24 protein-coding genes are annotated in these 25,100 nt (G+C 75.0%); 10 read left to right on the top strand and 14 right to left on the bottom strand.

Annotated elements, in window-relative coordinates; genetic code table 11:
* The first annotated feature begins 38 nt into the window (after positions 1–38).
* A complete protein-coding gene (locus tag GCE86_RS13240; protein WP_154227239.1) occupies positions 39–1,013 on the top strand; it encodes a DNA polymerase domain-containing protein in 975 nt (324 codons plus the stop codon).
* A gap of 4 nt (positions 1,014–1,017) precedes the next feature.
* On the opposite strand, the gene GCE86_RS13235 is transcribed toward GCE86_RS13240, so the two are convergent.
* Positions 1,018–1,524: an Lrp/AsnC family transcriptional regulator gene (locus tag GCE86_RS13235; RefSeq protein ID WP_154227238.1), complete on the bottom strand. Its 507-nt coding sequence runs from the start codon at positions 1,522–1,524 to the stop codon at positions 1,018–1,020.
* 72 nt (positions 1,525–1,596) lie between these two features.
* Here GCE86_RS13235 and pdhA point away from each other — a divergent pair, with 72 nt between their 5' ends.
* The 5 genes from pdhA (at position 1,597) to GCE86_RS13210 (ending at position 8,450) form a co-directional block, all read left to right on the top strand.
* Positions 1,597–2,802, top strand: coding sequence for a pyruvate dehydrogenase (acetyl-transferring) E1 component subunit alpha (gene pdhA / locus GCE86_RS13230; RefSeq protein ID WP_154230483.1), 1,206 nt, complete (start codon positions 1,597–1,599; stop codon positions 2,800–2,802).
* Positions 2,802–3,806: an alpha-ketoacid dehydrogenase subunit beta gene (locus GCE86_RS13225; protein WP_091258739.1), complete on the top strand. Its 1,005-nt coding sequence runs from the start codon at positions 2,802–2,804 to the stop codon at positions 3,804–3,806. Before pdhA ends, GCE86_RS13225 begins: the two co-directional genes overlap by 1 nt.
* Complete coding sequence (locus GCE86_RS13220) at positions 3,803–5,209, top strand: dihydrolipoamide acetyltransferase family protein (RefSeq protein WP_154227237.1); 1,407 nt, start codon at positions 3,803–3,805, stop codon at positions 5,207–5,209. The genes GCE86_RS13225 and GCE86_RS13220 overlap by 4 nt, the downstream gene beginning before the upstream one ends.
* 88 nt (positions 5,210–5,297) lie before the next feature.
* Entirely contained in the window at positions 5,298–6,977 is a 1,680-nt protein-coding gene (locus GCE86_RS13215) for a right-handed parallel beta-helix repeat-containing protein (RefSeq protein ID WP_154227236.1), read from the top strand.
* Between the two features lie 195 nt (positions 6,978–7,172).
* Entirely contained in the window at positions 7,173–8,450 is a 1,278-nt protein-coding gene (locus tag GCE86_RS13210; protein WP_154227235.1) for a L,D-transpeptidase, read from the top strand.
* 60 nt (positions 8,451–8,510) lie between these two features.
* Here the strand turns inward: GCE86_RS13210 and GCE86_RS13205 are convergent, their stop codons facing one another.
* Complete coding sequence (locus GCE86_RS13205; protein ID WP_154227234.1) at positions 8,511–9,530, bottom strand: SMP-30/gluconolactonase/LRE family protein; 1,020 nt, start codon at positions 9,528–9,530, stop codon at positions 8,511–8,513.
* Positions 9,531–9,701: 171 nt separating this feature from the next.
* Between GCE86_RS13205 and GCE86_RS13200 the strand changes: the two genes are divergently transcribed.
* Positions 9,702–10,085, top strand: a complete 384-nt coding sequence (locus GCE86_RS13200; RefSeq protein WP_154227233.1) for an STAS domain-containing protein — start codon at positions 9,702–9,704, stop codon at positions 10,083–10,085.
* A gap of 64 nt (positions 10,086–10,149) precedes the next feature.
* On the opposite strand, the gene GCE86_RS13195 is transcribed toward GCE86_RS13200, so the two are convergent.
* From GCE86_RS13195 to GCE86_RS13160, 8 genes are all read right to left on the bottom strand, one after another.
* On the bottom strand, positions 10,150–10,518 hold the full coding sequence (locus tag GCE86_RS13195) for an FKBP-type peptidyl-prolyl cis-trans isomerase (RefSeq protein ID WP_091258728.1): 369 nt from the start codon (positions 10,516–10,518) through the stop codon (positions 10,150–10,152).
* A gap of 175 nt (positions 10,519–10,693) precedes the next feature.
* Entirely contained in the window at positions 10,694–11,269 is a 576-nt protein-coding gene (locus tag GCE86_RS13190; protein WP_208818095.1) for a DoxX family membrane protein, read from the bottom strand.
* 141 nt (positions 11,270–11,410) lie between these two features.
* Complete coding sequence (locus tag GCE86_RS13185; RefSeq protein WP_154227231.1) at positions 11,411–12,127, bottom strand: helical backbone metal receptor; 717 nt, start codon at positions 12,125–12,127, stop codon at positions 11,411–11,413.
* A 609-nt stretch (positions 12,128–12,736) separates the two neighbouring features.
* Complete coding sequence (locus GCE86_RS13180) at positions 12,737–13,255, bottom strand: hypothetical protein (protein ID WP_154227230.1); 519 nt, start codon at positions 13,253–13,255, stop codon at positions 12,737–12,739.
* Positions 13,256–13,283: 28 nt separating this feature from the next.
* The gene (locus tag GCE86_RS13175) at positions 13,284–13,634 is read right to left on the bottom strand and encodes an Asp23/Gls24 family envelope stress response protein (protein WP_154227229.1); all 351 of its coding nucleotides are present in this window, start codon (positions 13,632–13,634) and stop codon (positions 13,284–13,286) included.
* A gap of 12 nt (positions 13,635–13,646) precedes the next feature.
* Complete coding sequence (locus tag GCE86_RS13170) at positions 13,647–13,835, bottom strand: hypothetical protein (protein ID WP_154227228.1); 189 nt, start codon at positions 13,833–13,835, stop codon at positions 13,647–13,649.
* Positions 13,836–13,917: 82 nt separating this feature from the next.
* A complete protein-coding gene (locus GCE86_RS13165; RefSeq protein WP_154227227.1) occupies positions 13,918–15,003 on the bottom strand; it encodes a DICT sensory domain-containing protein in 1,086 nt (361 codons plus the stop codon).
* A gap of 9 nt (positions 15,004–15,012) precedes the next feature.
* Positions 15,013–15,624 (bottom strand): GNAT family N-acetyltransferase, encoded by a 612-nt coding sequence (locus GCE86_RS13160; protein WP_154227226.1) that lies wholly within the window; start codon positions 15,622–15,624, stop codon positions 15,013–15,015.
* A 121-nt stretch (positions 15,625–15,745) separates the two neighbouring features.
* Between GCE86_RS13160 and GCE86_RS13155 the strand changes: the two genes are divergently transcribed.
* Positions 15,746–16,612 carry a hypothetical protein gene (locus tag GCE86_RS13155; RefSeq protein WP_154227225.1) on the top strand — a complete coding sequence of 289 codons (867 nt, stop codon included), beginning with the start codon at positions 15,746–15,748 and terminating at the stop codon, positions 16,610–16,612.
* A gap of 267 nt (positions 16,613–16,879) precedes the next feature.
* Positions 16,880–18,217 carry a hypothetical protein gene (locus GCE86_RS13150; RefSeq protein WP_167537044.1) on the top strand — a complete coding sequence of 446 codons (1,338 nt, stop codon included), beginning with the start codon at positions 16,880–16,882 and terminating at the stop codon, positions 18,215–18,217.
* A 76-nt stretch (positions 18,218–18,293) separates the two neighbouring features.
* On the opposite strand, the gene GCE86_RS13145 is transcribed toward GCE86_RS13150, so the two are convergent.
* Both GCE86_RS13145 and GCE86_RS13140 read right to left on the bottom strand, forming a co-directional pair.
* Positions 18,294–19,127, bottom strand: a complete 834-nt coding sequence (locus tag GCE86_RS13145) for a hypothetical protein (RefSeq protein ID WP_154227224.1) — start codon at positions 19,125–19,127, stop codon at positions 18,294–18,296.
* Between the two features lie 183 nt (positions 19,128–19,310).
* On the bottom strand, positions 19,311–19,658 hold the full coding sequence (locus tag GCE86_RS13140) for a histone-like nucleoid-structuring protein Lsr2 (protein WP_154230481.1): 348 nt from the start codon (positions 19,656–19,658) through the stop codon (positions 19,311–19,313).
* 245 nt (positions 19,659–19,903) lie between these two features.
* On the opposite strand from GCE86_RS13140, the gene lon reads away from it, so the two are divergent.
* On the top strand, positions 19,904–22,240 hold the full coding sequence (gene lon, locus GCE86_RS13135; RefSeq protein WP_154227223.1) for an endopeptidase La: 2,337 nt from the start codon (positions 19,904–19,906) through the stop codon (positions 22,238–22,240).
* 54 nt (positions 22,241–22,294) lie between these two features.
* Here the strand turns inward: lon and GCE86_RS13130 are convergent, their stop codons facing one another.
* Both GCE86_RS13130 and GCE86_RS13125 read right to left on the bottom strand, forming a co-directional pair.
* Positions 22,295–24,094 carry a DEAD/DEAH box helicase gene (locus GCE86_RS13130; RefSeq protein WP_154227222.1) on the bottom strand — a complete coding sequence of 600 codons (1,800 nt, stop codon included), beginning with the start codon at positions 24,092–24,094 and terminating at the stop codon, positions 22,295–22,297.
* 92 nt (positions 24,095–24,186) lie between these two features.
* A complete protein-coding gene (locus GCE86_RS13125) occupies positions 24,187–25,014 on the bottom strand; it encodes a hypothetical protein (RefSeq protein WP_154227221.1) in 828 nt (275 codons plus the stop codon).
* Positions 25,015–25,100 lie beyond the last annotated feature (86 nt).

Here is a 25,100-nt window from a genome sequence, read left to right as displayed (position 1 = left end):
CCCCGCGCCGGGACCGTCCGCGTCGTACGGTGTGAGGCGTGGCGACCACGGCGGCCGAGGAGATCCGGGTGGGGGAGCGGGTCGTCCGCGTCTCCAGCCCGGACAAGCCCTACTTCCCGGAACGCGGGCTGACCAAGCTGGACGTGGTCCGCTACTTCCTCGCCGTGGGCGACGGCATCCTGCGCGCACTGCGCGACCGACCGACCATGCTGGAGCGCTGGCCGCGCGGCGTGTTCGAGGGCGCCACGATCGCCACCCGGCAGACCAACAAGGGCGACGCGTTCTACCAGAAGCGGTTGCCGGCCGGCGCGCCCGACTGGGTGCGCACCGCGCACATCACGTTCCCGAGCGGCCGGACCGCCGACGAGGTGGCCCCGAGCGAGCTGGCCGTGGTGATCTGGGCGGCCAACCTGGGCACCCTGCGGTTCCACCCCTGGCCGGTCTCCGCGGGCGACGTGGAGCGCCCCGACCAGCTCCGCATCGACCTGGACCCGATGCCCGGGGTGGACTTCGCCCAGGTGGTGCCGGTCGCCCACGAGGTGCGCGCGTTCCTCGACGAGCTGGGCCTGGTCGGCTACCCGAAGACGACCGGCGGCCGGGGCATCCACGTCTACCTGTCGATCGAGCCGCGGTGGAGCTTCGGCGACTGCCGGCGCGCGGTGCTGGCGCTGGGCCGGGAGATCCAGCGCCGGCTGCCGGACCTGGTCACCACGACGTGGTGGCGGGAGCAGCGGGACCGGCCGGTCTTCGTCGACTACAACCAGATGGCCCGCGACCACACCGTGACGTCGGCGTACTCGATCCGGCCCACCCCGCGGGCGCTGGTCTCCGCGCCGCTGGAATGGGCGGAGCTGGACGACGCGCGACCGGAGGACTTCGACGTGGTGAGCATGCCGGCCCGGTTCGCCGAGCGGGGCGACCCGCACGCCGGCCTGGACGAGCGCCGGTTCTCGCTGGAGCCACTGCTGGAGCTGGCCGACCGGGAGGGCCTGGAGGCCCCGCCCGAGCGCTAGCCGGTCACTCCCACGGGCTCAGCGTCCCGTCGAACTCCTCGAAGACGAGCCAGGTCCGGGTCGACAGCACCCCGGCGATGCTCTGCACCCGGTCCAGCACCACGTCCCGCAGGGTGGCGTTGTCGGGCGCCCGCACCAGGGCCAGCACGTCGTGCTCGCCGCTGAGCAGGGCCGCGTGCTCGATGTAGCGCACCCGGGCCAGCTCGGCGGAGACCTCGCGCCAGGTGTTCTGCTCGATGGTGAGCGCGATGTACGCCGACGTGCCCAGCCCGGCCGGCTCCGGCGCCACCTGGGCCCGGAACCCGGTGATCACCCCGTCGCGCAGCAGCCGCTCCACCCGCGCGTACGCGTTGGTGCGCGAGACGTGCACCCGTTCGGCCAGCGTACGGATGGAGAGCCGGGCGTCCTGGGTCAGTTCGCGCAGGATCCGCCGGTCCACCTCATCGAGCGGCCCGGCCGAACGTCCCGTTGCGCCCGCCGTGCCCGGTGTGGTTCCGGTCTCCTGGCTCATGAAGCCCGCCCTCCCGTGCCATTCGTCCCGCGTTCATCCCGGATGTTGAGTCAATCATCCGACAGCGGAAGCATAGGGCCACCACACGTCCAGGAGGTCCCCGCCGTGACGACCACACCCGAGGCGGTCCGCAGGGCATCCCCGCGCACCCGCCGGCCGGCCACCCCGGCCGCCGCAGACCCGTCGGCCGGCCTGCTGCCGCGCACCGAGCCGGTCCGACTGCTGAACCCGGACGGCACCCCGCTGCCGGCCCGGGACGACTACCCGGAGCCGCCGGTCGAGGCGCTGCGCGAGATGTACCGCCGGATGGTCGTCGGCCGTCGCTTCGACGTGCAGGCCACCGCGCTGACCAAGCAGGGCCGGCTCGCCGTCTACCCGTCCTCGCGGGGCCAGGAGGCCTGCCAGGTCGGCGGGGTGCTGGCGCTGCGCGACACCGACTGGGTCTTCCCCACCTACCGGGAGTCCATGGCGCTCACCGCCCGCGGCATCGACCCGGTCGAGGTGCTCACCCTGCTCCGCGGCGACTGGCACTGCGGCTACGACCCGGCCGCCGCGCACACCGCGCCGCAGTGCACCCCGCTGGCCACCCAGTGCGTGCACGCCGCCGGGCTGGCCTACGGCGAGTCCTACCAGGGGCGCGACACCGTGGCGCTGGCCTTCATCGGCGACGGCGCCACCAGCGAGGGCGACTTCCACGAGGGCGTCAACTTCGCCGCCGTGTTCAAGGCGCCGGTCGTCTACTTCGTGCAGAACAACAAGTACGCGATCAGCGTGCCGCTGTCCCGGCAGACCGCCGCGCCGAGCCTGGCCTACAAGGGCGTCGGCTACGGGGTGCCCAGCGAGCAGGTCGACGGCAACGACCCGGTGGCCGTGCTCGCGGTGCTCAACCGCGCCGTCGCCCACGCGCGCGCCGGCAAGGGGCCATACCTCGTCGAGGCGCACACCTACCGCATGGAGCCGCACACCAACGCCGACGACCAGACCCGCTACCGGGACGCCGAGGAGGTCGAGGCGTGGCGGGACCGCGACCCGATCGCCCGGCTGGAGGCGTACCTGCGGAACCGGGGCGTGCTGGACGACGCCGCGGTCGCGGCGATCGCCGAGGAGGCCGAGGCGTACGCCGCCGCGCTGCGCGACCGGATGAACGCCCAGCCCGAGGTGGACCCACTCAGCCTCTTCGACCACGTCTACGCGCAGCCGACCCCGCAACTGGTCGAGCAGCGCGAGCAGGTCCGGGCCGAGCTGGCCGCCGCCCGCGACGAGGAAGGGGACGCCTGATGGCCACCATGACCATGGCGAAGGCGCTCAACGCGGCGCTCGCCGACGCGATGCTCGACGACGAGCGGGTGGTCGTCTTCGGCGAGGACGTCGGGCAGCTGGGCGGCGTCTTCCGGATCACCGACGGGCTGCAGGCCCGGTTCGGCGACAAGCGCTGCTTCGACACCCCGCTCGCCGAGGCCGGCATCGTGGGCTTCGCGGTGGGCCTGGCCATGTCCGGGCTGCGCCCGGTGGTCGAGATGCAGTTCGACGCGTTCGCGTACCCGGCGTTCGAGCAGATCGCCTCGCACGTGGCGAAGCTGCGCAACCGCACCCGGGGCGCGCTCAGCGTGCCGATCGTCATCCGCGTGCCGTACGCCGGTGGCATCGGGGGCGTGGAGCACCACTGCGACTCGTCCGAGGCGTACTACGCGCACACCCCGGGCCTGAAGGTGGTCACCCCGGCCACCGTGGAGGACGCGTACTCGCTGCTGCGCGAGGCCATCGACGACCCGGACCCGGTCGTGTTCATGGAGCCGAAGAAGCTCTACTTCGGAAGCGGCGAGGCGGAGCTGCCGGCCCGGACCGCCCCGTTCGGCAAGGCCGTCGTGCGCCGCGCCGGCACCGACGCCACCCTGGTCGCCTACGGCCCGGCGGTGCCGGTCGCGCTGGAGGCCGCCGAGGCCGCCCGCGAGGAGGGCTGGGACCTGGAGGTGGTCGACGTGCGCACCATCGTGCCGTTCGACGACGCCACCGTGACCGCCTCGGTGCGGAAGACCGGCCGCTGCGTGGTGATCCAGGAGGCGCAGGGCTTCGCCGGTGTCGGCGCCGAGATCGCCGCCCGGGTGCAGGAGCGCTGCTTCCACGCCCTGCACGCCCCGGTGCTGCGGGTGTCCGGGCTGGACATCCCGTACCCGGCGCCCATGCTGGAGCACACCCACCTGCCCTCGGTCGACCGGGTGCTGGACGCCGTGGCCCGGCTCCAGTGGGACGACCAGCCCGACGAGCGGTGGGTGGCGGCATGAGCGAAGGCACCGCGACCGGAACCCGCGACTTCCTCCTGCCCGACCTGGGCGAGGGGCTGAGCGAGGCGGAGATCGTCGAGTGGCGCGTCGCCGTCGGTGACGTGGTCACCGTGGACCAGACCGTCGTGGAGGTGGAGACCGCCAAGGCCGTGGTCGACGTCCCCTGCCCGTACGCCGGCCGGGTCGTGGCCCTGCACGGCGCGGCGGGTGAGGTCCGCCCGGTGGGCCAGCCGCTCATCACGATCGCGCCGCTCGACGGCGGCGGCGACGACCCGCACGCCACCTACCGCGAGGAGGAGCGGGCCGGTTCGGGCAACGTCCTGATCGGCTACGGCACCGGTCACGGCGGCTCCGGGCGCCGGCGCCGCCGCCCCCGGCTGGCCCTGGCCCCGGAGACCACCGCCGGCACCGGGGACGCGACGGCAGGCCCGATCCCCGCCGTAGGTGAGGTGGACGCGGCGCCGACCGGGACGGCGACGCCGGCCACCGGAGCGGACGGCGGGCCCCGGACGGCTCCGCTGGTCATCTCGCCGATCGTCCGGCGGCTGGCCCGGGAACGCGGCCTCGACCTGGCGGCGCTGCACGGCACCGGGCCGGGCGGGGTGATCCGCCGCGCCGACGTGGAGGCCGCGTCGGCCGCGCCGGCGGCGAAGCTCGCCGCCGTGCCGGACAGCCCGGCCGCGCACGTGGGGCTGGCCCCCGCCGCGGACGGCGACGTGGTCATCCCGCTCACGGGCATCCGTAAGGCCATCGCCGACAAGCTCTCCCGCAGCCGGCGGGAGATCCCCGAGGTGACCATCTGGGTGGACGTGGACGCCACCGGGCTGCTGGCGACCCGGGCCGCGATCAACGCCGCCACCCCGGACGCGCCGGTCAGCATCCTGGCCCTGCTGGCCCGGATCTGCCTCAGCGGCCTGCGGAGGTACCCGCAGCTCAACGCCCACGTGGACACCGAGGGGCAGCGGATCGTCCAGTCGGCCGGGGTGCACCTGGGCATCGCCGCGCAGACCGACCGGGGCCTGGTCGTCCCGGTGCTGCGCGACGCCCAGCGGCTGACCACCCGGGAGCTGGCCGCCGCGCTCGCCGAGACCACGGCGGCCGCCCGCGCCGGCACCCTGCCCCCGGCGCGGCTGACCGGCGGCACCTTCACGCTGAACAACTACGGCGTGTTCGGCGTCGACGGGTCCACCCCGATCATCAACCACCCGGAGGCGGCGCTGCTCGGCGTCGGCCGGATCGTGGACAAGCCCTGGGTGGTCGACGGTCAGCTCGCCGTGCGCAAGGTGACCCAGCTCAGCCTCACGTTCGACCACCGGGTCTGCGACGGCGGGGTGGCCGGCGGCTTCCTGCGGCACGTGGCGGACTGCGTCGAGCAGCCCGCCCTGCTGGTGGCGAACGTCTGAGTCCCGGCCCCGGCCCCGCGCGGGCCGGGGCCGTTTCTCCTCCGTCGGCCCGGGAATGCGAGCCCGGTTGCCGACGGGGAGGGGACGGATGGCACACCCACGTTCGATCGCGGCCGGCGGGGTGCGCCCGTATCCGGTCGCCGGAGCGCCGCTGCTGTGCGACGCGCGGGACCACGGGCTGGCCGGGGACGGGGCGACCAACGACCAACCGGCCCTGGCCGCCCTGGTCGACCGGCTGGGCGACGCGTACGCCGCCGACGGGCGGGTCCGGGTGATCTACTGCCCGCCCGGGGTCTACTCGATCCGGGACGCCGGCACCGTCTGGCGGAGCGGGGTCTCGCTGGTTGGCGCTGGTCCCGGAGCCACGCGGTTCGTGCTCGGCAACCCCGGCAACCGGGCCGACCCGACGCCGCTGGCCTTCTACACCGCCGAGCTGCACGGCGCGGACCGGGACCGTCATCTGGCGGACTGCACCTTCGCCGATTTCGAGATCGACGGCTCCGGCGTGGCGATGGCCGAGTACAACCCGCTCGCCAAGGGGCTCGGTCTCCAGTACGTGGTCCGGGGGATGTTCCGCAACCTCTACATCCACCACACGGCGGCGACGGGGCTCGGCTGCGACTTCCTGCAGGACTGCCTGATCGACGGGGTGCTGGTGGTCGGCTGCGGGCGGATGGACAACGGCACCGAGCTGGGCGGCGCGGGGATCGGGATCGGCATCGGCGGCTGGGGCAGCGTGGAGCGGCTCAACGTGGTGAACTGCTCGGCGGTCGGCAACGCCACGAACGGGATCTTCTTCGAGTTGCAGTTCCCGGGTGGCCTGCGGCCCCGGGGCATCCGGGTGATCGGCTGTCACGCGGAGGGGAACCGGTTCGGCATCGCCGACTGGGGCGCCAACGGGCTGATCGTCTCGGCGTGCACGATGGTCCGGAACCTGGATGCGGGCTTCCAGGTCTCGGCGAAGGGCACCACCAGCACGGCGGGCCGCGGTGGCCTGCTGACCGACTGCGTCATCGACGGGAACCTGCGCGACGGGGTCAGCATCGGCAACACCCCCGGGCCGTACACCGTGCGGGGCAACCGGATCAGCGGAAACGGCCGGTACGGCTATCACCAGTGCACCCTCGGCGGCGAGGACCAGGAGTGTGCCCGGGAGATCGTCATCGAGAGCAACGACTTCTACGGCAACAGCCTGGACGCCATCCGGGTCGCCCGGCCGCTCCGGGACGCCGTCATCACGGGCAACCGGATCCGGGCGAACGGGCGCCAGTGCGGCCCGGCCGCCCAGGGCGGCGGCGACTCGGTCCGCTACACCGAGAAGTCGGTGGTCGACCGACGAGCGACCTGGTTGCCCGACGGTCACCGGGGCAAGACGGTCCGGGTCGGGAACTGCGCCGCCGTGGTGGCGGCCAACAACGAGAACGAGCTCCACCTGGCGCCGGTACGGCCGGACTCGTTCACGGCCTGGAGTGGTGACACCCCGAGCCCGGGCAGCGCCTACGAGCTGCCCGAGCAGGCGGAAATCCGGGCCGGCATCGCGGTCGACGCGGCGATGGATGCGGCCACTGTCCGGAGCAACCGGATCTGGGACAGCCACGAGCCGGCGACGCAGACGCACGGTCTATGGATCACTGACCGGGGCAGCTGTGTGAGCTGCCGGGTGGAGGACAACGACCTCGCCGGAAACGCGGTGGGGCCCACTCGGCTGGAGACGCCACCGATCGGCGGCCGGTGGGACCGCAACCACGGGGACGACGAGTGGGCCTGAACCGGTCGTCCCGGCCCGTCCGGCGCGTGGGGTCGCGGCCGTGACGCCGCGCCCGGCCATGCCGCGAATTCCCAATTCCGCACGCCGCTGACGAAATCGGCGCCGTTTGCCGCAGGCAATTTCGCCGAATGTGACACGGCGTTCCGGCGGCCGTACAAAATGTGAGCCAAGGGGAGCGGAAATGGGGTGCGGAATATGGACGTGAGGCGGCGAATGACGCTGCTGGCGGTGACCATCGCAGCCACACCGTTGGTCGTCGGCGGGTGCACCGCCGGCCAGCGGGAGGCCGTGAAGCCCGGCCACGGCAAGGCGGCCGCTGCGCCGTCGGTGGCCCTGACTCCGGCGGACCGGGCGAAGAACGTGCCGGTAAGCGCCGAGGTGGGGACCACGGTCAGCGGCGGGAAGGTCACCGCGGTGAAGCTCACCGACGACAAGGGTCGACCGGTGCCGGCACAGCCGCGCGAGGACGGGTCGGGCTGGGTGCCGGACAAGCCGCTGGAGAACTCGCGGACGTACACGGCGGAGGTGACCGCGACCGGCGATTCCGGTCGGTCCACCACGCAGAAGACGACGTTCACCACGATGGCGAAATCCACCAAACCGGCCGTGACTAGCGAGCTCTATTTCACCAGTAATCAGACGTACGGGACGGCCATGCCGGTGGTGGTCGCATTCGATCCGCCCATTCCGAAAGAGGCCAGAGCGGATGTGCAGCGCCGGTTGTTCGTGAAGACCGACCCGCCGCAGCCCGGCACCTGGTCCTGGATGTCCGACGGCAAGCAGGTCGAGTACCGGGCGCCCGATTTCTGGAAGCCCGGCACGAAGATCAGCGTGCGGAGCGCTCTGGAGGGGCTGCCGATCGGCAAGGACGCCATCGGCGACGCCGACCACAGCGCGACCTCCAAGGTCGGCCGGCAGGCCTCGCTCGAGATCGACAACGCCACCAAGCAGATGTCCGTCTTCCGGGAGGGCAAGCTGCTCCGGAAGGTGCCGGTGAGCCTCGGCAAGTCGAGCACGCCCACCTCCAGCGGCAAGATGGTGATCATGGAGAAGTTCGACCACACCGTCTTCGACACGCGGGGTTCGGCCGATCCGTACGTGGTCGAGGTGGACGACGCCCAGCGGCTCACCTGGGGTGGCGAGTTCATCCACTCCGCCCCGTGGTCGGAGGGGGAGCAGGGCTTCACCAACACCTCACACGGCTGCACCAACGTCTCCGCCGCAGCAGCGGACTGGCTGATGGGCGTCACCCAGGTCGGCGACCTGGTGACCGTCAAGGGGACCGAGGTGAAGCTGGACCAGGGCAACGGCTTCACGGCGTGGAACGTCGGCTGGGACGAGTTCGCCAAGGGCAGCGCGCTGCCCGTGCCGGCGGGGCTGAAGCCCACGCACAGCGCCACGCCGCACCCGGGCGCGGTGGCCGGCGGATCGGCGCCCGCCCCGGCCCCGTCCAAGAGCAACACCGGCGGCTGACCACGGGGGGAGGAACGGCCGGGGCCGGCCCGCGACCAACGCGGGCCGGCCCCGCGCCGTTCAGTCCAGGTCGACCCGGGCGACGCCCGTCGCGGTCAGGCTGCCCAGCCAGAGGCGCCGCCCGTGCTGCCGCACGCCGGTGACCATCGGGTACGCCCCGCTCGGGCCGTGCAACGTGCGCAGCACCCGCCCGGCGCCGTCCACCAGCGCGACCAGCCCGTAGCGGCGGGGCTGCGGCTGCACGGCCCCCGGCAGCAGGGCGACGAGCTGGCGCACCCGGGGATGCGGCAGCAGCTTCTCCATGATCGGCAGCCGGGGGCTGGGCAGCGCGATCCAGTAGGTCCCGTCGCCCACGGCCGAGACGTTGTCCGGGTAGGCCGGCAGGTCGGCCAGCACGGTGGCCCGGCCGTCGGGCAGGTCCACCCGGAGCAGCCGATGGGTGGCCGTCTCGACCAGCATGAGCGCGGACTCGTCGGGGGTGAGCGCCACCCCGTTGGGGAAGTAGAGCCCGCTCGCCACGACCTCGGTGCGCCCGGTCCGCCGGTCGTAGGCGAGCACCCGGCCGTTGGGCCGGTGCTCCAGCAGGTCCCGCTTCCAGTGCGAGAGCGGGAACCGGTCCGAGGAGTCGGTGAAGTAGATCGTGCCGTCCCGGGCCACCGCGGCGTTGTCGGCCAGGTGCACGGGCGGCCCCGTGCCGGTCAGCTCGTGCACCTGGCCGTCGGGGGTGACCCGCAGCAGCCCCCGGTACGCGTCGCAGACCACCAGCCCGCCGTCGACCGGGTCCAGCTCGATGCCGAGCGGCCGGCCGCCGGTCTCGGCGAGCAGCGTGGGGCGGGTGCCGGCGGGGGCGTCCGCCGGCCACCACCAGAGCCGGCCGTCCTCGTCGCCGCTGACCGCCCGGCCGTCCGGGTCGATGAGCACGTCCTCCGGGCCGTGCGCGCCGTCGGGCAGCGGCAGCAGGTCGGCCCGGTCGAGCCGGACGTCGGTGGGGGTCCACGGCCCGTCCAGTGGCGGTGGCACGGTGGCCGGCTCACGGACCGGCCGGATCAGCAGGGGCGCGCGCGGGCGGGGGACGACCATCCGGCCATTCTTCACCGCCGATGCCCCGGCCGGGAGTCCCCGGCGGCGTGTCCCGCCGCGGCCCGCCGTCTGCGGGATGACCCGGAGACCGCTCAGGGTCCCACCCGGGACCTACCCGGAACCCCATCGTGGACGGCCGGAACTGTCGGTGGTGGGGGATAGGTTCGGTGCATGCGAGAGGGCGGGGACCGGTTCCACGTGGCGACGAGCGTCAGCGACCACGTGGTCGACGTGCGGGCGGTCGGCGAGATCGACATCGCCACCGTGGGGGCCTTGCGGGCCGCACTCTGGGCCGCGCCGGCCCGGCCGGTGCTGCGTCTCGACCTGTCCGGCGTGCGGCTGCTCTCCGCCGCCGGGGTGCGCGCGCTGGTCGCCGCGCACCTGCGGGTCCGCGCCCGCGGCGGCGAGCTGGTGCTGCTCGACCCCGACCCGGTGGTCGGCCGGGTGCTGCGCGCCACCGGCCTGCACCGGGTGCTGCCGGTGCACGAGACGGCCCGCGAGCCGGCCCTCGAGCCGGCACGGGAGCCGGCACGGGAGCTCTGCGCGGCGGCCTGACCGGCCGGACGCCGCAGGGCCGCCGGCGTGCCGCCGACGGCCCTGCGCACGGACTGCCTACGGGTCAGCGCACGCCGACCAGGTCCACCACGAAGACCAGGGTCTCGTTCGGCTTGATCACACCGCCGGCGCCCCGGGCGCCGTAGCCCAGGTGCGGCGGGATGGTCAGCCGGCGCCGGCCGCCGACCTTCATGCCGACCACGCCCTGGTCCCAGCCGGCGATGACCTGGCCGCCGCCGAGCGGGAACTCGAACGTGTCACCCCGGTTGTACGACGCGTCGAACTCGCGGCCGGTCGAGTGGGCCACGCCCACGTAGTGCACGCTGGCCAGCTGGCCGGGGCGGGCCTCCGGGCCGTCGCCGACCGTGATGTCCTCGATGACGAGATCGGCGGGCGGCGCGCCCTCGATCGGGCCAACCTCGGGCTTCTCCATGAGCGGGTCTCCTCGGTGCTGACAACTGCGGTCCCCGTCGATCCTGCCGGATCGCGGCCGGCCGATACGCGTCGGTCCCCACCGCGGCGTGGCGGCGGGGACCGGTGGCGGGCATGGAAGTGGCGGGCGCCGCCTCTCGGTGACGCCCGCCCGGTGGGTACCGCCCGCGGTGACCTCACTTGAGCCAGGGCAGCCGCTGCACGAGGGGGAGCCTCGCCCAGGCCCGGCCGAGGCCGAGGGTGTCACCGGCGTCGACGAGGGCCAGGCCGGCCAGCAGACCCGCGTAGATGAGGTGGTCGTCCATGAACGGGTTGTTCTCGGGGGGCAGCGCGGCCGTCCACATCATCACCAGCAGGAGCCCGCCGGCGACCGCGGCGACCCGGGTGCCGATGCCGAGGATCAGGGCCACGCCGATGCCGAGCAGGCCGAGCATGAACAGCCAGTCCGCCCAGGCCGCGCCGGCGATCTCGTTGTAGAACCCCTTGAACGGGCCGGCCGCGCCGAAGGTCAGGAACCCCTTGGTCGGGCTGCCGCCGTTGATCCAGGCGGCCTTCGCCGCGGTCTCGTGGCCGAGGCCGAACATCTTGTCGAGGAAGGCCCAGAGGAACGTCCAGCCCAGGGCGACCCGCAGTCCGGCGAAGACGTACCGGGTGGCCTTCTGCCGGGTGGTTCCGGCGTCCCGGGTGGTCTCGGCCGCCGGAGCGATGGTGTCGGCGGTGATCCGCTCGATCGTCGCGGTCATGGTCTCCACGTCCCTTCTGTGCCTCGCACCGCGCTTCCCGGTGGCATCTTCATTCCACCTCCGTCCGGCGGCGCGGGTCAGGGCCGACCGGTGCCCTCCGGACCGGGACCTTGGTCCCCTCTCCACCCGGTCCGGTCGGCCCGGCGGGGCTCAGCCGGCCGTGGCGAGCTGGGCGGTGAGCAGGCCGGGAGCCTCGGCGAGGGAGGGTCCGTACCAGGTGAGGTGCCGGCCGGAGACCAGCGCGGCCGGCACGCCGGGGAAGGCCTCCGGCCCGTCGTCGGCGGTGAACCGGTAGGGCTCGTCCGGCAGCACCACCAGCTCCGGGGCCCGGGCGCGCAGCTCGTCGAGGGCGGGCCGGGGGTAGCGCTCGGGGTGGTCGGCGTACCGGTTGGTGACGCCGAGCCGGCGCAGCACGTCACCGGCGAAGGTGTCCCGGCCCAGCACCACCCAGGGGCGCCGCCAGACCGGCACCACGGCCGCGCGCGGCGTCGCCGGTGCGGGCGGCGCGGCCCAGGCCCGGCGGGCGGCCCGCAGCCAGTCCGGCTCGCCGGCCACGCCCAGCGCGGCGACCAGCTCGCCGAGCTGGGTCAGCGCCTCCGGCACGGTACGGGGAAAGGTCACCCGCACCGGCACGCCGGCCGCCCGCAGGGCGTCCGCGTCGGCGAGGCGGTTCTCCTCCTCGTTGAGCAGCACGAGGTCGGGCCGCAGCGCGCGCACCCGGTCCAGGTCGGGGTACTTGCTTCCGCCCACCCGGGCGACGTCCAGTCCCGCCGGGTGGTTGCACCAGTCCGTGGCGCCCACCAGCACCTCGGGGCGGGTCAGCGCGACCGCCTCCGTCAACGACGGCACCAACGACACCACGCGCACGGCGGCTCCCTCCCTCGTCCCGGCCCATCGTCGCCCATCGAGGGTCGTCGATGCCGGGGTCAGGGACGGCCGGCTCGTCCACCAGCGCCGTCACGTCGAGGTGGGCGGGGCGGCAGCCGACCGTGGCGGCGAACCGGCGTACCGCCGCGTCGACGTGCGCCCGGGCCGCGCCGACCCCGGCGGTCGGGGCCAGGCACACCTCCACCCACACGTCCGGCCCGGTGACCGGGCCGGTCAGGACCACCCGGGCCCGGTGGACCCCGGGCGCCCGCAGCAGGTCGCGCTCCAGCGCGCCGGTCAGCACCCCACTCGCCACCCGGGTCCGCCCGGCGCCGTCGGCGCGCCGCGCGAGCGTGCCGCCGAGCCGGTGCGGCACCCGCAGCCCGGCGGCGAGCAGCCGCTGCCCGAGCAGGGCGAGCAGCAGCCCGCCGACCGCCACCGCGAGAGCGCTCCACGGCGCGCCGGCCCGCCACCAGCTCAGCGGCCCGGCTCCGAGCAGCGGCACGCCGCCGCCGGGCAGCCGGCCCGCCCCGACCGCCGAGGCCGTGCCGCCGGCCCCCACGAGCACCAGGGCGAGCACCGTCCACAGCAGCCGGTGGGCGGCGTTGCTCACGGCGTCCGCCGTGCGGGGACGAGCCGTACCTCGATGGGGCCGCGGCGGGGCGCGGTCAACCGGTCCAGCTCCCGGCGCAGCGCGAACTCGACGTCGGCCCGGGCCGACGGGTCGCCGGTGGCGGTCACCCGGGGGCGCCAGGCGTCGCCGCGCCGGCGGACGCGGACCCGGGCCCGGCGCACACTCGGCACCGACCGGACCGCCCGGGCCAGCCGCCGCTCCACCGAGCGGCGGTGCAGGTGCCAGCCGTCGTCGTCGGCGAGCCGCAGCCGGGCCGGCCGCCAGCGGCGCAGTTCGGCGCCGAGCACCAGCAGGCCGAGCAGGGTCACGGCGGCGGCGATTCCGCGTACCGGGGCGTCCCGCCAGCGGACCGTGGTCAGCGTGGCCGACCAGGCGGCCGGCAGGGGACCGGGGCGGTCCAGCGCGGCGAGCAGTCCCGCGACGGCCACCAGCACCCCGCCCGCCAGCAGGGCCACGGCGAGCAGCAGGGTGGCGACGCGGTTCACCGTGCGCACGACGCGCTCCGCTCACCCGGGCCGGCTCTCACGTCGTCTCCCGCGCCGGGCCGCCCCGCCCGGCCCTCAGGCCCGCCGGTTCGCCGGGCAGGCGCAGGCCGACCACCGTGACGGTCACCGCCTCCACGGTCAGCCCGGTGTGCGCCCCGACCCGGGCGGCGACCCGGCGGCGGACCGCCTCGGCCACCGCCGCCAGCGGCGCGCCGTGCGCGACCACCAGATCGAGGTCGACCCGTACGGCCACGCCGTCGACGCGGACCGTGGCCACCGGGTCGCTGACGGCCGGATCACGCCGCGCCGCCTCCTCGGCGAGCCCGGCGATCCGCTCCTCCGACCGGGTGGCCGGGGCGGTGGCGCGCCGGGGCAGGGTGCCGGTCATCGCGGGTCCGCCTCAGCGTCGCCGGTCCGCGGTGGCCCGGTCGGCGAGCCCCGGCACGCTGACGTCCCCGTCGTGTACCCGGACCAGCAGCCAACCGACCAGGCCGGCCAGGGTGGCGGCGGCGGCCGCCCCGGCGCCGCCCAGCGCCCAGACCGCGACCACCAGGAAGCCGGCCAGGAAGCCGAACTGCCCGCGCGTCATGCCCCACCCCCGCTCCGTCGCGACCGACCGGACCGGCGGGGCGTACCCGTTTCCGGGCCGCGCAGTCCTCCGGCCGCGGCGGTCAGCCCGCCCCGGCGGGGACGGCCGGACGCTCCGAGGGCAGGGACGCGACAGGTACGCCCTCCCGCACCGCCCACTCCACCGCGTGCCGCAGCTCGGCGACCGGTAGCGGGCGCCGGGCCGTCACCGTGACCGCCGCGTGCACCGCGTACGCGACGAACGGGTACGAGTGGGCCAACCCGCCCACCGCCTCCCGCAGCCGGCCCGCCACGGCGAGCGCCGCCGCCTCGTCCCGCCCGGGCAGGATCAGCTGGAACTCGTTGTCGGCGAGGCGGACCGCCCGGTCGACCGGGGTCAGCACGCTGGTGACGGCGGCGAGGACGGCCTGGCCCTCCCGGGCCGCGCCGCGCCGGCCGAAGCGTTCCGGCGTGCCGGCCGGCTCGTCCACCCGCAGGCCCACCAGCGCCACCGGCAGGGTGCCCGTGGCGGTCACGCCGTCCACGCCGGTCCACCGGCGCAGCCCCGGCTCGTCGAGCAGGGCGTCCGCCGGCTCGGCCGGGTGCGCCCGCTCGCCCCGCCGGGCCAGCAGGCGCAGCGCCGCCTCGGCACGGGGCTCGCCCGGTGCGGCCGGGATGTCCCGGACCCGGGCCACCGCCTGCTCCAGCCCGGCCCGCGCCGGACCGGGCAGCCGCTCGGCGAGCCGCCCGTACAGCCGGAGCACGTCGTGCAGCGCCTCGTCGCGGCGGAAACTCCAGCGCCCGTCGAAGAGGCGGCCGGCCTCCAGGGTCTCCGCCGGCGCCACCTCTTCCCGGTCGTACGCCACGAGGCCGGCCCCGAAGCGCGGCGTCAGCGCCACCACGCTCCACTCCCGGGCCAGGTCCTCGGTCTCCTCCAGCACCACGGGGTACGCCCCGGCGGGCAGGTCCGGCGGCGGCCCGCCGACCATCCCGACCACGGTGACCGCGGCCCGGGCGGCGATCCGCCGGTAGACCGCGCGTTCCCGGGCGAAGTATGGCAGCCGCTGGAAGAGGGCGAACACGACCAGCGGTCCGTCCTCGGCCTCGGCCAGCGCGGCCCGTTCGATGGCGTGGGAGACGGCGACGAGACTGCGTTTGGTCAGCCGCTCCGGGCTCCGTCCGCTGTGCACCGGCCGAGCCTAGAGGCCCGGACCCCGGTGCGCACCGGACGACGGGTCGGGATCGGTGTCCGGGCGGCGCGCCGCCCACTCCGCGCGGGTCAGCGCGTACTCCACCTCGCCGTGTTCCGAGCCGGGGATCGCCTCCGGCCAGTCCTGATGGAACGTCCGCCGGTACGCCAGACCGGCCTTCGCCATGACCCGCCGGGACCCGGCGTTGACCGCCATGGTGGTCGCCACGACCCGCTCCACGCCCAGCGCCGTGAAGCCGTGGTCGACCAGCGCCCGCGCGCCCTCGGTGGCGTACCCGGCGCCCCAGGCGTCCCGGCGCAGCCGGTAGCCCAGCTCCACCTCGCGCGGGTCGCCGTCGCGCAGCGGCCGGAACTCGAACCAGCCGAGGAAGGCGCCGTCGGCCCGCCGCTCCGCGGCCCACCACCCCAGCCCGGGCGGCCGGCGGTACGCGGCCAGCATGGTGGGCAGCACCCGGTCGCGGACCTCGTCGGCCGGGGTGGGCCGGCCGCCGGTGAGGTAGCGCATCACCGCCGGGTCGCCGTCCAGCTCGGCCAGGAGCGGGACGTCCTCCGGGGTGAACTCGCGCAGCACCAGGCGTCCGGTGGTCAGGAAGATCGCCACCCGGCCGATTCCACCCGGCCCGGCCGGTCCGGGCAACCGGATTCCGCCGCACCGCCGAGGCGGCCGCCATGATCGACGCCTAGACTCGGGCGTCGACGGACCGACGGATGGAACGGGCGAGATGACGAGCACCGGCAGCGTGGCCACCTCCTGGCTGCGTCCGATCCCGCCCGGGATCGCGCCCCAGCTCAGCCGCGCCGGTCACGTCGGATATCCGGCCCGGCGGCTCGGCGAGCTGGTGCAGGGCCGGCCGCCGGGTGTCACCGGGCACCAGTGGAGCACCGCCGGCCGCGAGGGCCTCGACCAGGTGGTCTGCGCCGCCGACACCGGCCTGCCGCTGTTCGCCGTGCAGTTCGCCCCGCCCGCGCCGGCCGGGTCGCCGGCCCGCCGCGCCGAACGGATGACCAGCGCCGTCTGCGCCGCGGTCGGGCTGCCGCTGCTGCGGGTCGAGTCGCCGACGTTGCGCGGCGCCGAGCACGCCCGCCGCCTCGTCGAGTACGTCGTCGACGCGCGCGCCTACACCGCCGGCACCGACCCGGACAGCGCCGACGCCGTCGGGTTCCGGGACATCGTGGGCCGCCTCCCGGACGGCCGGCGCGGGCCGGTCAACGACCTCGGGGCGCTGACCCGGGCCGCGGCCGTCGAGGCGTACGTGGAGCGCCGGCTCGCCGACCCGATCGTCCGCGGGCTGCACGTGCGGTGGACGGACGGCCCGGCGGAGGGCTGGAGCTGGGTCGAGGTGCGGCCCGGCCGGTGCCTGGTCGAGCGGGTGCACCTGGTCGCGCAGCGCTTCTCCTGCGGAGTGGACCCGGGCCGGCTCGCCGAGGACCTGGCCGCCGTGGCGATCGGGGAGCGGCTGCGCGACCTGGACGCCGCCGGGCCGTCCCTCGTGGACCGCGACGAGGTACGCGGGCAGATCCGCCGGCTGGCCGCGCGGCGCGACGAGTTCGACGGCGGCTTCGCCTTCGACCACCTCTGCGCCGACTGACCCGGCGCCGCGCGGCCGCCACCGGGCCGCTCCGGACGTCTCCACGAATTCTCCCGATCGCGGTTGAACCTTCGCCGCTGTCGCTCCGTACCTAAGCGGGAATGGACGCAGATCTTCCCCGCCGCGCCGGACGGCGCGGGGACGGTGCGGAAAGGGCATCGTCGGTCATCGACGTGCGACCGGAACGTCGCAGTGATCCTCACCCCGAAATCCATCGGTCCGCCGGGGTCACCAGTCAACTACCGGATCGAGAAGGAGAGCAATTCGATGCGCAGGTCCACACGGGCGCGCCGGTCATCCGGTAACGCGCGGAGCAAGCGTCTGCTGGCCGTGGTCGGCACGCTCGCGGTCTTCGGCGGAATCGTCGCCGTCACCCAGATCTCGTCCGCCCAGGACCGGCGGACCACCGTCCGCACCGCCTCGGCGTCCTGTGTGCCCGCGAGCCCGGGAGCGACCGCGCCGGACGGCCGCGGCAGCACCACCCGGACCTGGCAGAACGGTCGCTGGGTGCGCAACCACTGGGGTGACGGGCAGATGTCGTCCGCCGAGTGCCAGCAGACGAAGGGCGGCGGCGCGGGCGCCGTGAAACCGACCGTGGCCTGCCCGGACGTGCGGAGCAAGCTGCCGGAGGTGCCCCAGCAGGCGCGCGCCGAGGTCGACCGCAACCTCGCCCTGCTGGACAGCCAGATCGCCGAGGCCAACCGGCGGCTGGCGGCGGACGGCGCCCGCAACGGCGACTTCGTGAACAACGCGATCCTGCGGCCGCTCGCCGACAAACGGACCGCCACGTTGAACCGGATCGCGACGGCCATCGACCGCGTCGCCGACCGCCCCGAGGGCCTGGACCAGCTGGCCCAGTGCGCCCTCGCCGACAACGCCCAGAACGGCGGCCAGAACGGGGGTCAGAACGGCGGCAACACCGGCGGCCAGAACGGGGGTCAGACCGGCGGGAACAACAACGGCGGCCAGACCGGTGGCAACAACGGCGGCCAGACCGGTGGCAACAACGGTGGCCAGACCGGCGGGAACAACGGCGGCAACAATGGTGGTAACAACGGCCTCGAGGTGCTCGCGAAGGACTGCTCGAACAGTCAGCTCCAGGCGCACGACGGTTTCCAGAACGGCAATCGCTGCGTGAGCACCGCGTTCGGTGAGGTGGGCGCCGCCGCCAACAATCCCTCGCTGCTGATCACGCAGTTCCCGAACCGGGTCCAGCGCAACCAGCCGTTCACCCTCCGGGTCAGCACCCGGAACCTGGTGCGGGACCGCTTCCTCGCCGCCGGCCAGGGTGGCTACTACCTGGAGAGCTCGCTGCTCAACGACCAGGGCCTGGTGCGGGGCCACTTCCACACCGCCTGCCGGATGCTGCAGACCACCCAGGCGGCACCGTCGAATCCGCAGGACGTTCCGGCGTTCTTCGTGGCGACGGAGGACGGCGGCGGCGGCAACCAGGCCGACCAGGTGACCATCCAGATCCCCGGTCTGCCCCAGTCGGGCCTCGCGCAGTGCGCGGTCTGGGCCGGTGACGGCTCGCACCGCATCCCCATGATGGAGCGGGCCAACCAGACCCCGGCCTTCGACGCGGTGCGGATCCGGGTCAACTGAGCACCGACGGCCGGAGCCGCCCGGGGGCACGCCCGGGCGGCTCCGGCCGTTGTGCGCGCCTCCCGGGTCGCCCGCCTCAGCGGGCGGATGCCGGCCCCGGCGCGTCGCCGGGTGTTCCGCGGGCCAGGTCGGTGCAGTGCACGACCGTGGCGTCGTCCGGGACCGGGGCGGCCGAGCCGGCCTCGGCGTGCCGCACGCGCCGGACGACCTCTTCCGGCCCACCGGCGGCGAGCAGGGCCAGCACGCCGGGCCAGTCGGTCACGCCGTACGGGCTGACGATGCGGCTCGCGCCGTTGCTGAGCAGCGCGACGCCGGCCAGGCCGTGCAGGGGCCGGCTGCCGGTCACCGCCTCCTCCGCCGCGTGCGGGTCGTCCTTGGCGATCCAGTACCCGCCCGGCCGGTTCCGGCGGGCGCGCAGCGCCTGGGAACAGGCGGCCCGGACACGCTCGTACTCGGGCGTGCCCTCGGGCAGGCCGGCCAGGGGCGCGGAGCAGGCGCGCCGGGCGGCCGCCTCCCGCCCGTCGGTCACGACCCGCGGGCCGCCGCCGGCCTGGTCGAGGACCAGGAAGGAGTCCGCGAGCAGGAGGTGGTCCAGGCGGCCCCGGCGGGCGCGGACGATCGCCACGGTCGCCTGCGGGCTGCCGGGGTCCGCGATGTCGCAGGTGCCGCGGTGCTCGGCGGCGAGTTCGCCGATCGCGGCGGCGAGGATCGTCGCGAGGTCCCGGCCGTCGTCGCGGGACAGCCGGCCGAGCAGGGCGCCGCCGAGACGGTGCGTGTACCAGGCGACGCCATGGGCGCAGATCGCCTCCGTGCCCGGGATGCCGGCGCCGTCGAGCAGGACCGCGGCGCCGGGGACGGCGCCGGCGAAGTCCTCGTTCGGCCGGCCGGACGTGCCGGCGCTGGTCGCCATGCTGACGCGCACCCTCGGCCTCCCGGTCGGGGACGGCCGGCCGCCGGGACGGCCGGCGCGGGCTGAAGTCGGCTGCCGGGACTCCCCGCCCGGCTGAAAATTGTTAACGCCGGGAAAAGCCGATCGGGGCCACACCGATTTCTCAGCGTGACCCCGGGATGCCCGACGGTGATCCGGGAGGGCTCAGCGGTTCTTGTAGGCCTCGACCACCGACACGGGGATGCGGCCCCGCTCGGAAATCTCGTAGCCGTTCTTCACGGCCCATTCCCGGATGGCGCGGTTCTGCTCGCGATCCATTCCCGAGGTGCCGGGGCGCGAGGTGCCCCGCGGCGCGCGACCGGCCTCGACCGGGCCGCGCCCGATGCGCCGGCCAGCGCTGATGTATGGGTCCAGCGCCTTGCGCAGGACGCCCGCGTTCTCGTCGGAGACGTCGATCGTGTACGCCACGCCGTCCAGGCTGAACTCGACGGTCCGATCGGCCTTTCCGCCGTCGAGGTCGTCGGTCAGAACGGTGATTACTTTCCTTGCCATCGCCATTACTCCCTGTGTCGGGCGGGGTGTGGCTATGAGTTTGACGTATCTCGCGGCAATTTCGCAACAATACCCGCCCCTTCGCCATTCGGCGGGTCGGCTTATCCCCGGGCGGCAAATGGGTGCCGGCCCGGAGCGGCGAGTTCGGCGGCGCGGAGGAGTGGCGTGGGTCACAAGCCGGAACAAGGGAGACGGTTTGTTACTTGAGTCAGACACGCTCAACCCAACGCGATAGCAGGTGTTCGATGGCAACTCTTCCGGTACTTCCCTTGACCGACGCCGTCCTGCTGCCGGGCATGGTCATTCCGGTGACCCTCGACCCGACCACCCAGGCCGCCGTCGACGCGGCCCGCGCCACCGGCGACAAGACGCTGCTCGCCGTGCCCCGCCTCGACGGCGAGTACGGCTCGGTGGGCGTGATCGCCACCATCGAGAAGGTGGGACGGCTGCCCAGCGGCGAGCCGGCCGCCGTGGTCCGTGGCCTCGCCCGGGCCCGGATCGGCTCCGGCGTGCCCGGACCGGGCGCCGCCCTCTGGGTCGAGGCGACCACCCTTGACGAACCCGCCCCGGCCGGCCGGGCCCGGGAACTCGCCCGTGAGTACCGCGCGCTGATGACCTCGGTCCTGCAGGAGCGCGGCGCGTGGCAGGTCATCGACGCCATGGAGCGGATGACCGACCTCTCCGAGCTGGCCGACGCGGCCGGCTACGCGCCCTGGCTGACCCTGGCGCAGAAGACGGAGCTGCTCGCCGCCCCGGACGTCACGGCCCGGCTGGAGCTGCTGGTCGGCTGGGTGAAGGACCACCTGGCCGAGCAGGAGGTCACCGAGCGGATCAACAACGACGTCCGCGAGGGGCTCGAGAAGTCGCAGCGCGAGTTCCTGCTCCGCCAGCAGCTCGCCGCGATCCGCAAGGAACTCGGCGAGGACGAGCCGGACGGCTCCGCCGACTACCGCTCCCGGGTGGAGTCGGCCGACCTGCCCGAGAAGGTCCGCGAGGCGGCGCTACGCGAGGTCGGCAAGCTGGAGCGGGCCAGTGACGCCTCGCCCGAGGCGGGCTGGATCCGGACCTGGCTCGACACCGTCCTCGAGATGCCGTGGAACACGCGTACCGAGGACAACACCGACCTGGCCGCGGCGCGTGCGGTGCTGGACGCCGACCACGCCGGCCTGGCCGACGTGAAGGACCGCATCCTGGAGTACCTGGCCGTGCGCAACCGGCGCGCCGAGCGCAACCTCGGCGTGGTCGGCGGCCGCGGCTCCGGCGCGGTGCTCGCCCTGGCCGGCCCGCCCGGCGTCGGCAAGACCAGCCTCGGCGAGTCGGTCGCGCGGGCCCTCGGCCGCACCTTCGTCCGGGTCTCCCTCGGCGGCGTCCGCGACGAGGCCGAGATCCGCGGTCACCGCCGCACCTACGTCGGCGCGCTGCCCGGCCGGATCGTCCGCGCGCTGCGCGAGGCCGGCTCGATGAACCCGGTGGTGCTCCTCGACGAGGTCGACAAGCTGGCCGTCGGCTACTCCGGCGACCCGGCCGCGGCCCTGCTGGAGGTGCTCGACCCGGCGCAGAACCACACCTTCCGGGACCACTACCTGGAGGTCGACCTCGACCTGTCCGACGTACTGTTCCTGGCCACCGCCAACGTGGTGGAGAGCATCCCCGGCCCGCTGCTGGACCGGATGGAGCTGGTCACCCTGGACGGCTACACCGAGGACGAGAAGGTGGCCATCGCCCGGGACCACCTGCTGCCCCGGCAGCGGGAGCGGGCCGGGCTGACCGCCGACGAGGTCACCGTGGCCGACGAGGCGCTGGCCCTGATCGCAGGTGAGTACACCCGCGAGGCCGGCGTCCGGCAGCTGGAGCGGGCCCTGGCCAAGATCCTGCGCAAGGTCACCGTGGCGCTGGCGTCCGACCCGGCGCCGGTCCGCGTCGACACCGACAACCTCGCCCGCTACCTGGGCCGGCCCAAGTTCACGCCGGAGTCGGCGGAGCGGACGGCGGTGCCCGGTGTGGCCACCGGCCTGGCGGTCACCGGCGCCGGCGGGGACGTGCTCTTCATCGAGGCCACCAGCATGGAGGGCGAGCCCGGGCTGACCCTGACCGGCCAGCTCGGCGACGTGATGAAGGAGTCGGCGCACATCGCCCTGTCCTACCTGCGCTCCAACGGGCGGCGCCTCGGCATCGACCCGAACGCCCTCGCCGGGCGGCGGATCCACGTGCACTTCCCGGCGGGCGCGGTGCCCAAGGACGGCCCGAGCGCCGGCATCACCATGGTCACCGCCCTGGCGTCGCTGGTGACCGGCCGGCCCGTCCGTCCGGAGTTCGGGATGACCGGCGAGGTGACCCTCTCCGGCCGGGTGCTGCCCATCGGCGGGGTCAAGCAGAAGCTGCTCGCCGCCCACCGGGCCGGCCTGACCGAGGTCATCATCCCGAAGCGCAACGAGCCGGACCTGGACGACCTGCCCGCCGAGGTCCGCGAGGCGCTGACCGTCCACACCCTCGCCGACGTCGCCGACGTGCTCGCCCTGGCGCTGCGCCCGGCCGACGTCGACGCGGAGACGCTGGGCGGACAGCCGCTCGCCGCGGCCTGACCACCCGGCACGCCGAGGCCCCCGGTCCACCCGGACCGGGGGCCTCGGCCGTGCTCACCAGCGGTCCCGGCGCTCCCGCCGCTCGCCGCCGTCGCCATCGCGGCCGCGCCGCTCCCGGCGGTCGCCGTCGAAGCGGCGCTCGCCGCCGCCGTCGCCGTCCCGGTCGCGGCGCACCGTGGCCTTGCGGCCCTTGATGGTGCTGCCCCGCAGCCCCTGGATCACCTCGTCGGCGACCCCGTACGGCACCTCGACCAGGGAGAACCGGTCGGCGATCTCGATCGAGCCGATGTCCCGGCCGCTCACCCCGGTCTCGCCGGTGATCGCCCCGACCAGGTCCTGCGGGCGTACCCCGGCGCGCCGGCCCAGGCCGATGAACACCTGTGTGGTGCCGCCCGAGCGGGGACGCGCGCCGCCGCGCCGGTCCCGGCTGTCGTACCCCGGTCGGGGCTCCCGGGTCGGGCGGACCGCGACCTGCGGGATCTCCTCGTCCTCGTCGGCCGTGCCGGGCAGGGTGGCCTCGTGGGCCAGTCGCACCGCGGCCAGCGCGACCTCCACGAGGTCGAACTCGTCGGTCAGCGACTCGACGATCGCCCGGAACGGCTCCAGGTCGTCCTCGAGCAGCGACTCCCGCAGCGCCGCCTGGGTCAGCTCCAGCCGCCGGGTACGCAGGTCCGCCACCGTGGGGATCTTGTCGACCGTGATCCGCTGGCCGGTGACCCGCTCGATGGTCTTGAGCATCCGGTGCTCACGCGGCTCGGCCAGGGTGATGGCCACGCCCTCCCGCCCGGCCCGGCCCACCCGGCCGATCCGGTGCACGTACGACTCGGGGGCCGACGGTACGTCGTAGTTGACCACGTGGGTGAGCTGCTCCACGTCCAGCCCGCGGGCCGCCACGTCGGTGGCCACGAGCAGGTCGGCGGTGCCCGCACGCAGCCGGCCCATCACCCGGTCGCGCTGCTCCTGGCTCATCCCGCCGTGCAGCGCCTCGGCCCGGTAGCCGCGGCCGTTCATGGTCTCGGTGAGCCGGTCCACCTCCTCCCGGCTCCGGCAGAACACGATCGCCGCGGTCGGCGACTCCACGTCCAGCACCCGGCCCAGGGCCGCCGGCTTGTGCGCCCGCGCCACGATGTACGCGCTCTGCCGCACCCGCGGGGCCTCGCCCGCGACCGGCCGTTCGCGCTCGATCTGGATGCGGACCGGATCGGTGAGGTGCTGGCGGGCCAGCCCGTCGATCCGCGCCGGCATGGTGGCCGAGAAGAGCACGGTCTGCCGCCCGGCCGGGGCGTGCTCCAGGATCGCCTCGATGTCCTCGGCGAAGCCCATGTCGAGCATCTCGTCCGCCTCGTCCAGCACCACCGTGGCGAGCGCGCCGAGCCGCAGGGTCCCCCGGGCGATGTGGTCGAGGGCCCGGCCCGGCGTCGCCACGACCACGTCGACACCGGCGTCGAGGGCGCGCAGCTGCCGGCCGATCGGCTGGCCGCCGTAGATCGGCAGCACCCGGGCGCCCAGGTCCCGGCCGTAGCGGTGGAACGCCTCGGAGACCTGCACCGCCAGCTCCCGCGTCGGCACCAGCACCAGCGACACGGGGTCCCCGCCGGAGCGGTCGTCGGGCATCCGCTGGAGCAGCGGCAGCGCGAACGCCGCGGTCTTGCCGGTGCCGGTCGCCGCCTGCCCGAGCAGATCCTGGCCGGCGAGCAGCGGTGGGATCGCCTCCCGCTGGATCGGGGTCGGCTCCTCGTAGCCGAGGACGGACAGCGCCTTCAGCAGCTCGGTGCGCAGTCCGAGGTCCGCGAAGGCGGCGGCGTCGTCGTCGGCGGAGTGGGCGGGATCGGTCGGGGTTGGTGCGGAACTCATGGGACAAGCCTTTCATCACCGCCACCGGGCCGTCGCGCCGACCGTCGCAAACCGTCGCCCTCGCCACGCCGGGGTGAGTCCGGCCGGGTCCCTCAGCCGGTCAGGACGGCCAGCAGGGTGGTCGTGCCCACGGCCACGTCCAGCACGGCGCACCACTCCGCGTACCCCCGGGGCACGACCCGGCCGGTGCGGTGGTGCGCGACGTCCCAGGCGGCGTGCCCCAGCCAGCCGGCGCCGACCAGCACGCCGGCCAGGCCGTCCGGCGCGAGCAGCGCGCCCCCGGCCAGGCCGCCCCAACCGGCCAGCCCGGCGAGCTGCCACGCCAGGTTCCGGCGGTCGCCCCACTGCCGCCGCCAGGTGCCGAGAAGCAGGTAGCCGGCCGGCAGCACCAGCAGCGTCCACGGGGCGAACACGGTCGGCGCGACCCAGAGGTCCACGGTCATGAGCAGGGCCAGCCCGGTCGGCCAGCGGCGCGCCACCGCGGCGGCGACCGGGTGGCGGCGGGCCGGCGCCGGATGCGCGTGCCGGTGCCGCACCGCCACGAGCGCCATCGCCGGCAGCATCAGCAGGTGGCCGCCGAGCATCAGCGCGTCGTCCCCCACGAGGCCGCCCCACCAGGCCGGGAGCAGCAGCAGGAACGGGACGTACATGACGGCCACCATCTCGGCGGTGGCGGCCCATCCGTGGCCCCGGTGCCACATCCACGCGGCCATGCCCAGCCCCATGTCCGTCGCCATCACCAGCGCGCCGACATCCGCCCGGGCCAGCACGTCCGCGCCGCCCAGCAGCGCCGTGCCGGCCCGCCACAGCGGGCCGAGCAGCAGCATGCCGACCACCATCGCCACGACCATCCCGGCCAGGTGGCCGGCCAGCCGTCGTGCGTCCGCCCGCAGGGGTACGCCTACCGTCGTCTCGGTCATGTCCCGAGCCTGCCGGGGGCCCGAGCGTGGAACCAGGCGCGTCCGTCACCGGAGAACCGTGCGTCGCGCACGGGTACGGCGTGACA

The sequence above is a fragment of the Micromonospora terminaliae genome (genome assembly GCF_009671205.1).
Taxonomy (GTDB): domain Bacteria; phylum Actinomycetota; class Actinomycetes; order Mycobacteriales; family Micromonosporaceae; genus Micromonospora; species Micromonospora terminaliae.
Note: the sequence above shows the minus strand (reverse complement) of the source record. Positions and strands in the feature narration are given on the sequence as shown.

Coding starts and splice junctions, on each gene's coding strand:
- GCE86_RS13235 (WP_154227238.1), bottom strand. CDS start 1,524: ATGAGCCAGGAGACCGGAACCACACCGGGCACGGCGGGCGCAACGGGA.
- GCE86_RS13225 (WP_091258739.1), top strand. CDS start 2,802: ATGGCCACCATGACCATGGCGAAGGCGCTCAACGCGGCGCTCGCCGAC.
- GCE86_RS13220 (WP_154227237.1), top strand. CDS start 3,803: ATGAGCGAAGGCACCGCGACCGGAACCCGCGACTTCCTCCTGCCCGAC.
- GCE86_RS13215 (WP_154227236.1), top strand. CDS start 5,298: ATGGCACACCCACGTTCGATCGCGGCCGGCGGGGTGCGCCCGTATCCG.
- GCE86_RS13210 (WP_154227235.1), top strand. CDS start 7,173: ATGGACGTGAGGCGGCGAATGACGCTGCTGGCGGTGACCATCGCAGCC.
- GCE86_RS13205 (WP_154227234.1), bottom strand. CDS start 9,530: ATGGTCGTCCCCCGCCCGCGCGCGCCCCTGCTGATCCGGCCGGTCCGT.
- GCE86_RS13200 (WP_154227233.1), top strand. CDS start 9,702: ATGCGAGAGGGCGGGGACCGGTTCCACGTGGCGACGAGCGTCAGCGAC.
- GCE86_RS13195 (WP_091258728.1), bottom strand. CDS start 10,518: ATGGAGAAGCCCGAGGTTGGCCCGATCGAGGGCGCGCCGCCCGCCGAT.
- GCE86_RS13175 (WP_154227229.1), bottom strand. CDS start 13,634: ATGACCGGCACCCTGCCCCGGCGCGCCACCGCCCCGGCCACCCGGTCG.
- GCE86_RS13170 (WP_154227228.1), bottom strand. CDS start 13,835: ATGACGCGCGGGCAGTTCGGCTTCCTGGCCGGCTTCCTGGTGGTCGCG.
- GCE86_RS13155 (WP_154227225.1), top strand. CDS start 15,746: ATGACGAGCACCGGCAGCGTGGCCACCTCCTGGCTGCGTCCGATCCCG.
- GCE86_RS13150 (WP_167537044.1), top strand. CDS start 16,880: ATGCGCAGGTCCACACGGGCGCGCCGGTCATCCGGTAACGCGCGGAGC.
- GCE86_RS13145 (WP_154227224.1), bottom strand. CDS start 19,127: ATGGCGACCAGCGCCGGCACGTCCGGCCGGCCGAACGAGGACTTCGCC.
- GCE86_RS13140 (WP_154230481.1), bottom strand. CDS start 19,658: ATGGCAAGGAAAGTAATCACCGTTCTGACCGACGACCTCGACGGCGGA.
- lon (WP_154227223.1), top strand. CDS start 19,904: ATGGCAACTCTTCCGGTACTTCCCTTGACCGACGCCGTCCTGCTGCCG.
- GCE86_RS13130 (WP_154227222.1), bottom strand. CDS start 24,094: ATGAGTTCCGCACCAACCCCGACCGATCCCGCCCACTCCGCCGACGAC.
- GCE86_RS13125 (WP_154227221.1), bottom strand. CDS start 25,014: ATGACCGAGACGACGGTAGGCGTACCCCTGCGGGCGGACGCACGACGG.